Annotated in this window: 12 protein-coding genes and 2 tRNA genes; 5 read left to right on the forward strand and 9 right to left on the reverse strand. The window is 56.5% G+C overall.

The window, feature by feature from the left end; all coding sequences use genetic code 11:
- Positions 1 to 23 precede the first annotated feature (23 nt).
- Positions 24 to 863, reverse strand: a complete 840-nt coding sequence (locus FUU19_RS10600; RefSeq protein ID WP_230490030.1) for a MurR/RpiR family transcriptional regulator — start codon at positions 861 to 863, stop codon at positions 24 to 26.
- 135 nt (positions 864 to 998) lie between these two features.
- On the reverse strand, positions 999 to 1,877 hold the full coding sequence (locus tag FUU19_RS10605; RefSeq protein WP_230490029.1) for a siderophore-interacting protein: 879 nt from the start codon (positions 1,875 to 1,877) through the stop codon (positions 999 to 1,001).
- A gap of 230 nt (positions 1,878 to 2,107) precedes the next feature.
- Between FUU19_RS10605 and FUU19_RS10610 the strand changes: the two genes are divergently transcribed.
- Complete coding sequence (locus tag FUU19_RS10610; protein ID WP_230490028.1) at positions 2,108 to 4,348, forward strand: TonB-dependent siderophore receptor; 2,241 nt, start codon at positions 2,108 to 2,110, stop codon at positions 4,346 to 4,348.
- A 106-nt stretch (positions 4,349 to 4,454) separates the two neighbouring features.
- Here FUU19_RS10610 and FUU19_RS10615 read toward each other — a convergent pair.
- Positions 4,455 to 4,531, reverse strand: a tRNA-Asp gene (locus FUU19_RS10615).
- Positions 4,532 to 4,675: 144 nt separating this feature from the next.
- Complete coding sequence (gene dnaQ / locus FUU19_RS10620; protein ID WP_038871384.1) at positions 4,676 to 5,419, reverse strand: DNA polymerase III subunit epsilon; 744 nt, start codon at positions 5,417 to 5,419, stop codon at positions 4,676 to 4,678.
- Positions 5,420 to 5,491: 72 nt separating this feature from the next.
- Between dnaQ and rnhA the strand changes: the two genes are divergently transcribed.
- On the forward strand, positions 5,492 to 5,959 hold the full coding sequence (rnhA, locus tag FUU19_RS10625; RefSeq protein WP_033649910.1) for a ribonuclease HI: 468 nt from the start codon (positions 5,492 to 5,494) through the stop codon (positions 5,957 to 5,959).
- On the opposite strand, the gene FUU19_RS10630 is transcribed toward rnhA, so the two are convergent.
- Positions 5,956 to 6,675: a class I SAM-dependent methyltransferase gene (locus FUU19_RS10630; protein ID WP_197833149.1), complete on the reverse strand. Its 720-nt coding sequence runs from the start codon at positions 6,673 to 6,675 to the stop codon at positions 5,956 to 5,958. The genes rnhA and FUU19_RS10630 overlap by 4 nt on opposite strands.
- A 44-nt stretch (positions 6,676 to 6,719) precedes the next feature.
- Between FUU19_RS10630 and gloB the strand changes: the two genes are divergently transcribed.
- Together gloB and mltD are read left to right on the forward strand one after the other, a co-directional pair.
- Complete coding sequence (gloB, locus tag FUU19_RS10635; RefSeq protein ID WP_141970851.1) at positions 6,720 to 7,475, forward strand: hydroxyacylglutathione hydrolase; 756 nt, start codon at positions 6,720 to 6,722, stop codon at positions 7,473 to 7,475.
- A 71-nt stretch (positions 7,476 to 7,546) separates the two neighbouring features.
- Complete coding sequence (gene mltD, locus FUU19_RS10640) at positions 7,547 to 8,929, forward strand: murein transglycosylase D (protein WP_141970853.1); 1,383 nt, start codon at positions 7,547 to 7,549, stop codon at positions 8,927 to 8,929.
- 52 nt (positions 8,930 to 8,981) lie between these two features.
- On the opposite strand, the gene FUU19_RS10645 is transcribed toward mltD, so the two are convergent.
- Positions 8,982 to 9,776 carry an endonuclease/exonuclease/phosphatase family protein gene (locus FUU19_RS10645; RefSeq protein ID WP_025160092.1) on the reverse strand — a complete coding sequence of 265 codons (795 nt, stop codon included), beginning with the start codon at positions 9,774 to 9,776 and terminating at the stop codon, positions 8,982 to 8,984.
- 241 nt (positions 9,777 to 10,017) lie between these two features.
- Positions 10,018 to 11,193: an MFS transporter gene (locus FUU19_RS10650; protein ID WP_230490027.1), complete on the reverse strand. Its 1,176-nt coding sequence runs from the start codon at positions 11,191 to 11,193 to the stop codon at positions 10,018 to 10,020.
- Positions 11,194 to 11,298: 105 nt separating this feature from the next.
- Between FUU19_RS10650 and yafC the strand changes: the two genes are divergently transcribed.
- Positions 11,299 to 12,186, forward strand: a complete 888-nt coding sequence (yafC, locus tag FUU19_RS10655) for a DNA-binding transcriptional regulator YafC (protein WP_141970855.1) — start codon at positions 11,299 to 11,301, stop codon at positions 12,184 to 12,186.
- 47 nt (positions 12,187 to 12,233) lie between these two features.
- Here the strand turns inward: yafC and dkgB are convergent, their stop codons facing one another.
- A complete protein-coding gene (dkgB, locus tag FUU19_RS10660; protein ID WP_141970857.1) occupies positions 12,234 to 13,037 on the reverse strand; it encodes a 2,5-didehydrogluconate reductase DkgB in 804 nt (267 codons plus the stop codon).
- 214 nt (positions 13,038 to 13,251) lie between these two features.
- A tRNA-Asp gene (locus FUU19_RS10665) sits at positions 13,252 to 13,328 on the reverse strand.

Here is a 13,328-nt window from a genome sequence, read left to right on the forward strand (position 1 = left end):
GGAAGGGAAATGAACTGCCGTGCTTAACGCAGCTCCAGTTCGTCCAGCGCCTGGAACAGTTCGGCGACGTGATGAATGCGCTGCCGCCCCTGCGCCAGCCTTTCATGCAGCAACGCGTTGCTGAGCAGGCTGGCCAGGCTCATGGCGGCGGCATAGCTGTCGAAGGCCGACACGCTGTCAAGCGGCACGGTCAAGTGCCAGTTGGCCAACGAAAACAGCGCCTGCGCCTGCGGCTCGCAGATCAGCAGCGTCGGTACCCCGCGGCTTTGCAACAGCGCCAGCACCGCCTTTATCTGGCGCGGCCGGCGACGGAACGCCACCACTACCGCCATGTCCTGCGGCGTCAGCCCCGCCAGATCTTCCGCCAGCGTCTGCCCCGGCTGCGGCGCCAGCAGCACCTGTTCACGTACCTGCATCAGCTGCTGACGCAGATGCATCGCCACCGGATAGCTGTTGCGCAGCCCCAGCAACAATACGCCTCGCGCCTGCGCCAGCGCGGCGATCGCCGCGCTGAACTGCACCGCATCGATCTGCTTTACCCAGCGGGTGAGATTGGCCATTTCCTGCTTGCAGTGCCGCGCCAACAGCGTATCGCCCTGCACCGCATCGCGCCTGTCGGTCAACGGCATGCCGCTCTGGCGCAGGGTGCGCAGCTCATCGCGCATGGCGCGGTAGTTGGAGTAGCCCAGCCGTTTGAACAAGCGGCTGACCGTGGCTTTGGAAACGCCGCTCAGGCGCGCCAGCTCGGCGCTGTTGTAACCGATCAAATCGTCATAGTGATCGAAGATGAAGTCGGCCACCCGCTGCTCCTGCGGCGTCAGCTGTGGGTAGTCGCGGCGCAGGCGTTCGTCGAACCGTTGCATTATCGTTCTCGCTGTAACCTTCGTTTCAGCGGAACATAACACGGCCGAACTACCTGCTGGCAAGCGATTATTGGTTGATGGGGAATGGCGGCGGCCTGCCCTTCTCCAGCGTCAATGCCGGAAAAGGCCGCGCGTTCAGCACCAATAGGCCATGAAGTTGACGGTAGCGCGATCCAGATCGCGTTCGCCGATCAGGTAACGCCGCAGCGTTTTCACCGTGGAAGACTCAGCCGCCACCCAGGCATAAAAAGCGTTGCCGCCGGCCGCCCGCTCCCACAACACCTCATCGCTCAGGCTGCTTTCCGCCAGGGACTGCGCCTGCGCGCACGCCGACGTGGGGATATCCACCCGCTGGCGCACCGCTTCCACCAGCAGCGTGCCATGCGCCAGTTGGCCGCCCACGTCGCGCGGCAGCCAGTAAACCTCGGCGAATGGGAAACGGGCCAAATCCAGGCAATCCCCCGCCACCGGCACCTCGAAGAATGCCTGCACCCGCGGCGGATTGGCCTGCTGCGCCAGCTGTTCCAAAATGCCCATCGCCGCCGGTACCGCCGTTTCATCGGCGATCAGCAGCGCCTGCTGCAGCTGCGCCGGCGGTGCCCATTCGTAGCCGCCGCTGTCGCCGTCGAACTCGTCGTTGGGGGCGACCGTCTGAAGGGCGTCACCCGGCTCGGCGTGGGTCGCCCAGTCGGAGGCCGGGCCGTTTACGCCATGCAGCACGAATTCGACGTCCATCTGATTCTGCTCGCGGCGTAGCGCACGCAGCGTATAAGTGCGCATCACCGGGCGCCGTTCTTTGGGGATCGCCATGTAATCGCCGTACCAGTCCGGGCCGTTGACCAACTGCGGGATCTTGCCGTCCGCCGCCGGGAACAGCAGTTTGATGCGCTGATCCGGCGCTTCGAGCTTCATCCGATGAATATCTGCACCTTCAAACACGCAGCGCACCAGCGAAGGTGAAATCAGCATTTTGCTTTTCAAGGTGATATCAAAAATTCTGTAGCTGGCGGACATGTTCTCGATTCTCCGGCAACGGCTGTCGCTTGTGCGTATGGCCGATCGGCTGCCGTGTTGACGGCGTGGGGTGCTCGATCGCGCAGCGGGTAAAATGTTAATAACACTAATTAATTACGTTAATGTATCGCAAAAAATCATATCATGATTTTATTGATAACAAGAAACGTTATTGATAAAAGAATCATTCTCAAAAAAAAACACAATAACAATATCACCAGGAAATAACGATGAAACGCAAACACCTTTGGGTATTGAACCCTTGTCTGCTGGCAATGCTTGCGCCGGCGGCTTGGGCTGAAGATCAGAAAGCCGGCACTGAAGAGCAGATGGTGGTCTCCGCCAGCCGTTCACACCGCAGCGCGGCGGAAATGGCACAGACGACCTGGATCATCGAAAGCCAGGAGATCGAACAGCAGGTTCAGGGCGGTAAAGAGATCAAGGACATGTTGGCGCAGCTGATCCCCGGTATGGACGTCAGCGGCCAGGGCCGTACCAACTATGGCATGAATATGCGCGGCCGCTCGATGATGGTGATGATTGACGGCGTACGCCTGAATTCATCACGCAGCGACAGCCGCCAGTTGGATTCGATCGATCCGTTCAATATCGATCATATCGAGGTGATTTCCGGCGCGACCTCGCTGTATGGCGGCGGCAGCACCGGCGGCCTGATCAACATCGTCACCAAAAAGGGGCAACCGGAACAACAGGTCGAGTTGCAGATCGGCGGTAAAACCGGCTTTGGCGGCCATAACGATCACGACGAGAACGTGGCGGCGGCGGTCAGCGGCGGCAACGACAACGCCTCTGGGCGCCTGTCCGTTTCTTACCAGCGCTATGGCGGCTGGTATGACGGCAAAGGCAATGAGGTACTGATCGACAATACCCAAACCGGTCTGCAGTATTCCGATCGCCTCGACGTCATGGGCACCGGTACCCTCAACATCGACGAACACCAACAGCTGCAGCTGACCACCCAATACTATAAAAGCCAATCCGACGGCGACCACGGCCTGTTCCTGGGGGAAAACTTCGCGGCGGTGACCGGCAACGCCAAGGCGTACAACAGCGGAAACTTAAATTCCGACCGCATCCCAGGCACCGAACGCCATCTCATCAACCTGCAGTATTCCAATACCGATTTCCTCGGCCAGGATTTGGTGGCGCAGGTCTACTACCGCGACGAAACGTTGACCTTCTACCCGTTCCCGACGCTGGCGGGTAAAGCGCCGAACTATTACGTCAGCAGCATTGGCGCTTCGCAGCAAAAAACCGATTTCTACGGCGGCAAGCTGACGTTAAACAGCAAACCTGTCGACGCACTGACGCTGACTTACGGCATCGACGCCGAACATGAAAGCTTCAACGCCAACCAGCAATTCTTCAACCTGGCGAAGGCCCAGCAGTCCGGCGGCATGACGCTGGAGAACGCTTACAACACCGGCCGCTACCCGAGCTATACCACCAGCAACCTAGCGTCGTTCCTGCAGGCCAGCTACGACATCAACCCGATCTTCACCCTGAGCGGCGGCGTGCGTTACCAGTACACCGAAAACAAGATTGATGACTTCGTCGGTTATAACCAGCAGCAGGCGATCGCCAGCGGCGCCGCGACGTCCGCCGACGCGATACCGGGCGGGAAAACCGACTACAACAACGCGCTGTTCAACGCCGGTCTGTTGGCGCACCTGACCGAGCGCCAGCAAACCTGGTTCAACTTCTCTCAGGGCTTCGAGATCCCGGACCCGGGCAAGTATTACGGCAACGGCACCTACGCGTTGAACGGCGGCCATTACCAGTTGCTGAAGAGCGTCAACGTCGGTGAATCCAAGCTGGAAGGCATTAAGGTCAATGCCTACGAGCTGGGCTGGCGCTATACCGGCGATAACCTGCGCACGCAAATCGCCGCCTACTACTCGCTGTCCGACAAGAGCATCGCCATCAACAAAACCGACATGACCATCAACGTCAATGCGGACAAACGCCGCATCTACGGGGTGGAAGGCGCGGTGGATTATTTCTTTGAAGACAGCGACTGGAGCGCCGGCACCAACTTCAACATTATCCGTTCCGAAACCAAGGTCAACGGCGAATGGAAGAAGCTGGTGGTCGATACCGCCAGCCCATCGAAAGTCACCGCTTATGTCGGCTGGGCGCCGGGCGACTGGAATCTGCGTTTACAGTCGCAGCAAACCTTCGACGTGTCGGACGATGGCGATTACACCAAGGCCAACTCCACCCAGGGCCGCAAAATCGATGGCTACAACACCCTCGATTTTCTCGGCAGCTATACCCTGCCGGTAGGGAAAATCAGCTTCAGCGTGGAAAACCTGCTGGACAAGGAATACACCACCGTTTGGGGCCAACGCGCGCCGATCCTGTACAGCCCGACCTACGGCTCGCCTGAGCTGTACAGCTATAAGGGCCGCGGACGCACCTTCGGTTTGAACTACTCGGTGTTGTTCTGAGGAATAAGGGGCCGGTCTGCCGGCCCCGTTCATTGGGCCGTACCGTTTTGCCGAGAGCAGAAAGGACGAAGCCCTGAGTTATCGCTAACTCAGGGCTTCTGAATAGTGGCGGAACGGACGGGGCTCGAACCCGCGACCCCCTGCGTGACAGGCAGGTATTCTAACCAACTGAACTACCGCTCCGCGCCATTCCCTCTTGCGGGGGAACGAGGCGCATATTACGGACGCCTCTCGGTTCCGTCAACGCCTTTTTCTCACCAAATGAACCGTTTGCACAGTTTTTCAACGAAGGTTCATCCGGTGCGTTTTTTTCGTGCAAAAATGCCGTTACTCGGCCGGCGCACCGCGCCACAGGCAGCTGCCGCCCTTTTTCGCCACCAGATCCAGACGCGCCTCGTGCGCCTTCACTTCTTCGTCGCTGGCGTAGACCACTTTCATCGCCGTCGCCGGGCGGACAATGCGCTGAATTTCTTGCGCGGCGTCGTTTTGCTGGGTATCACCTTCCATCTGGAACGCTATCGAGGTCTGACCGCCGGTCATCGCCAGATAGACTTCCGCCAGGATCTCGGCATCGAGCAATGCGCCGTGCAGCGTACGCTTGCTGTTGTCTATCTCATAACGGCTGCACAAGGCATCGAGGTTGTTGCGCTTGCCCGGGAACAGGCGACGCGCCATCAGCAGGCTGTCGGTGATGGTGCAGAAGGTCTCGGTCTTCGGGATACCCTGCTGCAACATGCGGAATTCGTGATCCATAAAGCCGATGTCGAACGCCGCGTTATGGATCACCAGCTCGCCGCCGCGGATAAAGTCGAGGAATTCGTCGGCAACCTGATCGAAGGTCGGCTTGTCGGCCAGGAAATCGTCGCTGATGCCGTGTACGCCGTACGCTTCCGGATCCACCAGCCGATCCGGCTTGATGTAAACGTGGAAGTTGCGCCCGGTCAGGCGGCGGTTAATCACCTCCACCGCACCGATTTCGATGATGCGGTGCCCTTCGTAGTGCACCCCAAGCTTGTTCATACCGGTGGTTTCGGTATCGAGGACAATCTGTCTGGTGGTTGTAGAGATCATATTGCAGTGCTCACAGCGCTCGTTTATGTCAGACTTGGCTTTTATAAAACTGATAGGAAGAGTCTACCAGAGATGCTCAAACAGGTAGAGATTTTCACCGACGGCTCCTGCCTTGGCAACCCCGGCCCCGGTGGCTACGGCGCGATATTACGCTATAAGCAGACGGAAAAAACCTTCAGCGAGGGTTTTCGTCTGACCACCAATAATCGCATGGAAATGATGGCGGCGATCGTGGCGCTGGAAGCGCTGACCGTACCCTGCGCCGTGACGCTCAGCACCGACAGCCAGTATGTGCGCCAGGGCATCACCAGTTGGATCCATAACTGGAAGAAACGCGGCTGGAAAACCGCCGACAAAAAGCCGGTCAAGAATGTCGATCTGTGGCAGCGGTTGGATCTGGCCATTCAGCGCCACGAGGTAAAATGGGAATGGGTCAAAGGCCACGCCGGCCACCCGGAGAACGAACGTTGTGACGTGCTGGCGCGCGAAGCGGCCGGCAAGCCGACGCAGGAAGACGTCGGTTACCAACCGGAAGCCTAAGGCAGTTTGCGGTAGCTCTTGGTCGCGCCCACCGCGCGGCTGAGAGAAGGCTTTCTCGCCCCCAGTTTCATCGGCGTAGGCGTCAGCGGCAAGGTGCGTTTGCGCGCCACAATCACGCTCATGCAGCCCAGCGCCGGCAAATGGGTGCATAAAAACTTACCGCCCTTGCGATGCCACGGCAGCACGTGAAAACGCGACTGATGCAGCACCTCATAATTCAGCAGGCTTAGCCAATCCAACAGCCGCATCTGGGTAAACATGCGGCTGACATAGGGCTGGCGATGACGTAATCCGGGCACCAGCTTGCCCAATCCCAGCAGGCTGAACGGATTGAAGCTGCTGATAACCAACCAACCGTCGTCGATCAATACCCTGTCCACCTCGCGCAGCATGCGGTGCGGATCGTCCGCATAGGACAGCGTATGCGCCAACAGGCAGGCATCCACCGACTTGGCGGCGAACGGCAGTTGATAGGCATCGGCGATCACCTGCAGCCCTTCGCCTTCCTGCCCTACGTTGACCTGATGGGAAATCGCGCATTTGTCCGTGGCCAGCTCGGCGCTGAGCATGCCCATCTTCAGCAGATGGAAACCGAACAGCTTCGGCCACCAGGGTTGCAACTGCCGCTCGAGCGCTTCACGATAGTACTCCCCCCACGGCAGCTCAGCCCATGACTGCGGGCCGGTGAGCTTTTGTAGAGTATGGGCTGGTTTCATGATTTATTATCTTCTTTCAAGCCGTTGCCAACGAGAGGTACACCATGAATCTTATCAGCATTCCCGCCTTCCAGGACAATTACATTTGGTTATTGGATGACCGGCAGGGACGCTGCATTATCGTCGATCCGGGTGAAGCGCGACCGGTGCTCGAGGCGCTGCAGCGTCTGCAACTGGCGCCGTCGGCGATCCTGTTGACCCACCACCATCACGATCACGTCGGCGGCGTGGCGCAAATCGTCGCGAAGTATCCCGGTCTGGCCGTCTATGGGCCGCAAGAAACGGCGGACAAAGGCGCCAACCACATCGTCCGCGACGGCGACACCTTTGACATTGATGGCCACCATTACAGGACTATCGCCGTTCCCGGCCATACGTTGGGCCATGTGGCATTCTATAGTGCCCCTTATCTGTTCTGCGGCGACACAATTTTCTCCGCCGGCTGTGGCAGACTGTTTGAAGGCACCGCCAAACAAATGTACGACTCATTTCAACAACTCGCGCAACTTCCCGATAACACCTTAATTTGCTGCGCGCATGAATATACTCTTTCAAATCTTAAGTTTGCGCGAGCTATTTTGCCGGAAGATCGAGAGATTGAAACATATCAACAACATGTTGAAGCATTAAGGGCAAAAGGCCAAGCCAGCGTGCCGACCACGTTGCAATTAGAGCGCAAAATTAACCTGTTTTTACGTTGCCATGACGCTGATTTACAAAAGAAATTAGGCTTTAATTCACCACCGGAAAGCCTTCATTCGGTTTTTTCCGAATTACGCCTGCAGAAAGATAACTTCTAAGCTTTTAGTTGTGTTATTTGGCGAAGCAAAGTATTATTGCTCGTCTTTTAAGCAACTACATTGACACACACATGAAGGCTAAAGCGATATTTCTCGCCTCAGTCTTGCTAGTGGGTTGCCAGTCGTCCAGGCAGGACGCACCGGCGCCAGAACAGCATGCACAGAGTTTGTCTTCGGCTGGTCAAGATGGTGAAGCAGGAGAGTACACAGCAAATGGCCGAGCGAGCTCGGCGCGGTGGTTGGATAACAACAGTCCCGCCGCGCAACAGGACCTGTGGAACTTCATTAGCGACGAGCTGAAGATGGAGGTTCCGGAAAATTCCCGGATCCGTGATCAGAAAAGAAAGTACTTAAAAAGTAAGAGCTATCTCCACGATGTAACATTACGGGCAGAGCCGTACATGTACTGGATAGTCGGGCAGATTAAGAAACGTAATATGCCGATGGAACTGGTACTGCTACCCATAGTGGAGAGCGCTTTTGACCCACACGCCACGTCAAGTGCCAACGCCGCAGGGCTATGGCAAATCGTGCCGCAAACGGGTCGCAATTATGGTTTGAAAAACAATCAGTGGTATGACGGTCGGCGCGATGTCGTCGCCTCGACAACCGCTGCGCTTAACATGATGCAGCGCTTGAACCGCATGTTTAACGGCGACTGGTTACTGACCGTAGCCGCCTATAACAGTGGTGAAGGCCGCGTGATGCAAGCGGTGAAGGCAAACAAACGCCAGGGTAAGCCAACCAATTTCTGGGCATTGTCGCTTCCGCGTGAAACGTCAATCTATGTCCCGAAAATGCTGGCGCTGAGCGACATCATCAAGAACAGCAAGAAGTACGGTGTGAAACTCCCGAAAACGGATGAAACCCGTGCGCTGGCGCGTATCGATGTCGGGCAGCAGATCCAGCTGACTCAGGCGGCTGAGATGGCGGGGCTTTCAGTCACCAAGATGAAAGCGTATAACCCAGGCTATAAAAAAGGCGTTACGGCACCCAACGGGCCCCATTACATCATGGTTCCCAAAGGGCATGCCGATCAGCTGAAAGACTCGCTGGCCGATGGCCAGATCGCCGTGACTCAACCAACGACGCAGTTGGCGAAGAACAGCGGTTTGTCCGGTGGCAGTTCGTATAAAGTGCGCTCCGGCGACACCTTATCGGCCATAGCCAAGCGGCTGAACGTTAAGACCAGCGATTTGCAGAGTTGGAACAACTTGCGCGCCAAAAGCGCCTTAAAAGTTGGGCAAACCCTGCAAGTGGCCAGCAATACTGGCAGTAACAGCAGCATCACCTACCAGGTTCGCAAAGGTGATTCGCTTGCCAGTATCGCACGTCGTCACGGCGTCGATATTAACGACGTGATGCGTTGGAATTCAACGCTCGCCAAAGGCAGCCTGCAGCCAGGTTTGAAGCTGACCCTGTTTGTCGGCAACAAGATGACGCCGGATACTTAAATTTTCGGCACAAAAAAAGCACCCTTCGGGGTGCTTTTTTATTACCTGCAATTCACCAAACCGGCGAGTCCTTCTCCGGGTGAAACTCCACTAACAACGGATTGTGATCCGACGCGCTGGTCACCAGCACCGAGGCTTCCACGACCCCCAGGTTACGGTAAAACACGAAGTCCAACGGGCGGCCAAAGGCCTTGCGGCGGTGATCGTCGGTGAAGCTCACCTCGCGCAGCGCCATTTCGCCGGCAAAGTCATACAGCGCATTGATACGTTTACGGCTCCAGGCGTTGAAGTCCCCCGCCATGATCACCGGCCCCCGGTGGCTGGCGATCTGCTCGCCAATCGGCCCCAGCTGCTTGCTGTACACGTCGACGCCCAGGCTGAAGTTCACCGCATGGATATTCACCACCATCAACAGCTCGCCATTGTACAGCGGATAAACGGTGATCAAGGCCGACTTGGACAGCCGCAGCAGCGGCTCACGCTCGCGCAGCGGGCAGCAGTAAACCGGATGAGCGGCTGCCAGCGTCATCACGCCGGAAGGATGTTGCGGCAGCACAAAGGCCGGCACCTGATCGGCCGCCAGATAGTTGGCGGTAGCGTAGCTCACCAGCTCCGGCGTGGTTTGCGCCTCTTGCAACAACACCAGCTGCGCATCTTTGCCATGATTTTTCAGCACCGAAAGCCAGTCGGCTCGTTGCTGTTTGAAAATATTCCATACCATGACGCGCAGAGCGCCGGTCGTCGGCAGCGCAGCCCCGGGCGGCAACGGCTGGTTAACGGCGCCAGGAAAAATTCGCTCAACTGGCTGACCTGCAACATACCTCATTGCATAAGTTCGTTTCGGCACGCGATTCGCCTATTACCCATTAACGTGAAAACTGGCGATGAACACTCGCCAACGATGAAATGATTATACGCCTCCCCTGCACAGAGGGCATGGCTTTTGCGGGCATTACCTTTTCAGTTATAGGGGCCGTCTGCAGCGATTTCAATCTTCTGACGGTATAGCTGTGTAAAGACAGGGAGTAATAGGTGAAAAATGCGAAAAAGCCCGCAAAATGCGGGCCAGACAGCAATGATTTTGTGTATCAAGCCGTTTGCAACTGAGACTTTTTATCCAGGCGGCCGCTGAGGCTAACCAGCAACAGTGCAATCACCACGATCAGCGCGCCAATCCAGGGAGTCTGCGCCAGCCCCAGTGAGGCGACGGTCTGACCGCCAATCACCGAACCGAGCGCAATACCGATGTTGAACGCCGCGATATTGAGACCGGATGCCACATCCACCGCATTTGGCGTATATTGCGCGGCTTTCTGCACCACATACACCTGCAGCCCCGGCACGTTGCCGAAAGCGAACACGCCCATCACAATTACCGTCAGCAGAGCGGCAATGCTATAACTCGCAGTAAACTGGAATACCAGCAATAAAACGGCCAGCGCAGCAAAGATAAAGCTCAACGCACGCACGGCCCCATGACGGTCGGCCAGCTTGCCCCCCCAGATGTTGCCCACCGCCACAGCGACGCCATAAGCCAACAGTATCCAACTCACGGTTGGAGCAGAGAAACCCGCCAGTTCCTGCATCATCGGCGCAAGGAAGGTAAAGGTCGTGAAGACCCCGCCGTATCCCAAAGCGGTAATCGCATAAATCAACAGCAGACGAGGATGAGTCAGTACTTTCAGCTGTTCCCGCACGCCGGCGCTGCCCTGGTTTTTGATATTGTTCGGCACCAGAATAATGCTGGCCACCGTAGCGACAGCGCCAATCAGAGAAACGGCCAGGAAGGTTTCACGCCAGCCAAACTGCTGGCCGATGAACGTTCCCAGCGGTACGCCGATCACCAGCGCCACCGTCAGGCCGCCAAACATGATGGCGATGGCGGAAGCCGCCTTCTCTTTCGCCACCAGGCTCGTCGCGATGGTGGAACCGATAGAGAAGAATACGCCGTGCGCCAGGCCGGTCAACAACCGGGCGATCACCAACGATTCATAGCTTGGTGATTGCCAGGCCAACAGGTTGCCGAGAGTGAACAGCACCATCAAACCAACCAGCAGCATTTTGCGCGGTATGCGACTGGTCAGGGCCGTCAGTACCGGCGCGCCGATAGCAACGCCGAGGGCATAGATAGTCACCAGCAATCCAGCGGACGGTACGGTCACCCCCAGCTGCTCCGCAATCGTCGGGATCAACCCGACAATCACGAACTCGGTCGTGCCGATAGCAAAAGCACTGATGGTTAAGGCAAGTAATGCGAGAGGCATTTTTTACTCCGAAATAACATTCAAGTTGATGACGACGATTATCGGCCTATGCTTAAATGATAAAAATGCTCAAAATTTCAAATTAACTTTGCCACGGGAGCAAAAATGAAAGCAAACTCAGACGAGCTGATCACCTTTGTCACCGTCGTGGAAAGCGGCAGCTTCAGCCGGGCGGCCGAACGCCTGGAACAAGCGAATTCCGTAGTCAGCCGAACGGTGAAAAAGCTGGAAAGTAAACTGGGGGTGACGTTGCTCAACCGCACCACGCGCCAAATCAGCCTGACTCAGGAAGGAGAGAATTACTTTCGTCAGGTGCAGAAGGTACTGAACGACATGGCCGCGGCAGAAAATGCGCTGATGGAAAGCCGCCAGCGTCCGCAAGGCCTGCTGCGCGTCGATGCGGCAACGCCGGTGGTGCTGCATATGCTGACGCCTTTAGTGGCGGAGTTCCGCGAACGTTATCCTGAAATGTCGTTATCGCTGGTGTCTTCGGAAAACTTTATCAATTTGATCGAGCGAAAAGTGGATATCGCAATCCGCGTAGGCGAGCTGACCGATTCCACGCTGAAAGCACGTAAACTCATGACCAGCTATCGGCATGTGCTCGCCTCCCCCGCCTATCTGGCCCAGCACGGCACGCCGCTAACGGTAGAAGATCTTGAACACCACTGCTGCATCGGATTCAACGACCTGCCCAGCTTAAATCGCTGGCCGCTGGCTTGTTCAGATGGCAGCCAGTTGGAAATTACTCCCGGCTTGACCACCAATAGCGGAGAAACCCAGCGTCATCTCTGCCTGCATGGCAACGGCATCGCCTGCCTGTCGGACTTTATGAGCGACGAAGATATCAAACGCGGAGATTTAGTCCCGGTTCTGGTAGAAGCAACGCTGCCGGTCGCCATGCCGATCAACGCGGTATATTACAGCGACAGCGCCGTCAGCAACCGTCTGCGCAGCTTTATTGATTTTGTGAGTGAATATCTGAAACGATAAAAAAGGCGCCCCGGTGGACGCCTTAAGTTAACTACTGCGAGGAATGATTAATCCCAGTTTGGCGCCAGGCCTTCCGGGCTAACCAGACGGCCGTTGCACTCCAGTGCGGCGATCTGCGCCATATCTTCGTCAGTCAGCGTCAGTTGCTGCGCCAACAGGTTGCTCGCCAGGTTTTCACGCTTGGTCGAGGATGGAATAACCGCATAGCCCAGCTTCAGTGCCCAAGCCAGGACAACCTGTGCAGGGGTCGCATTGTGACGTGCGGCGATGCTTTTGATCGTTTCATCCTGCAGCGCTTTGCCATAGGCCAACGTCATGTAAGAAGTGATGGCGATGCCATGCTGCTGCGCGAATGCTACCACCTTACGGTTCTGCAAGAACGGTGACAACTCGATTTGGTTGGTGGCGATTTCATCGGCGCCAATCGCGTCAATCGCTTGCTGCATCAAATCGATGGTGAAGTTAGATACGCCAATTTGGCGAGTCAGCCCCAGCTTTTTCGCTTCCAGCAGCTCAGCCATAAACTCGGCAACCGACACTTCATCGTTGGGTGACGGCCAGTGGATCAGCGTCAGATCAACGTAGGACGTTTGCAGTTTTTTCAGGCTTTCTTGCAGGCTTGGGATCAACGTGCCTTTCGCCAGGTTCGCGATCCAAATCTTGGTGGTGATGAACAGGTCTTCACGTTTCACACCGCTGGCAGCGATAGCCTGGCCAACAGCCGCTTCGTTTTCATAGATCTGTGCGGTATCGATAGTGCGATAGCCCAGCTCGAGTGCGGTGCTGACAGAATCGATAACAACCTGATCCTGAAGGCGGAAAGTACCTAAACCAAATGCAGGGATGCTCATAATGTTTTCTCTCATTAACGGGTAGATGCGGTATGAGGAAGATTATGGCAACTTTTTTATTGATCAAAAACGCCTGGTTCGGCATAAGACTTTTGATCTAAAGGCAACAATATGGAGAAAGCAAGGCTGTCAGGAGGGACAATTCCAGCCTGAGAAGCGCAAAATTCAGATATGAAAAAGCCCTGAGTCAGAGACTCAGGGCTTATCAATTAAGTGGCGGAACGGACGGGGCTCGAACCCGCGACCCCCTGCGTGACAGGCAGGTATTCTAACCAACTGAACTACCGCTCC

Origin of the sequence: Serratia montpellierensis, assembly GCF_020858655.1 — a bacterium.
GTDB lineage: Bacteria > Pseudomonadota > Gammaproteobacteria > Enterobacterales > Enterobacteriaceae > Serratia > Serratia montpellierensis.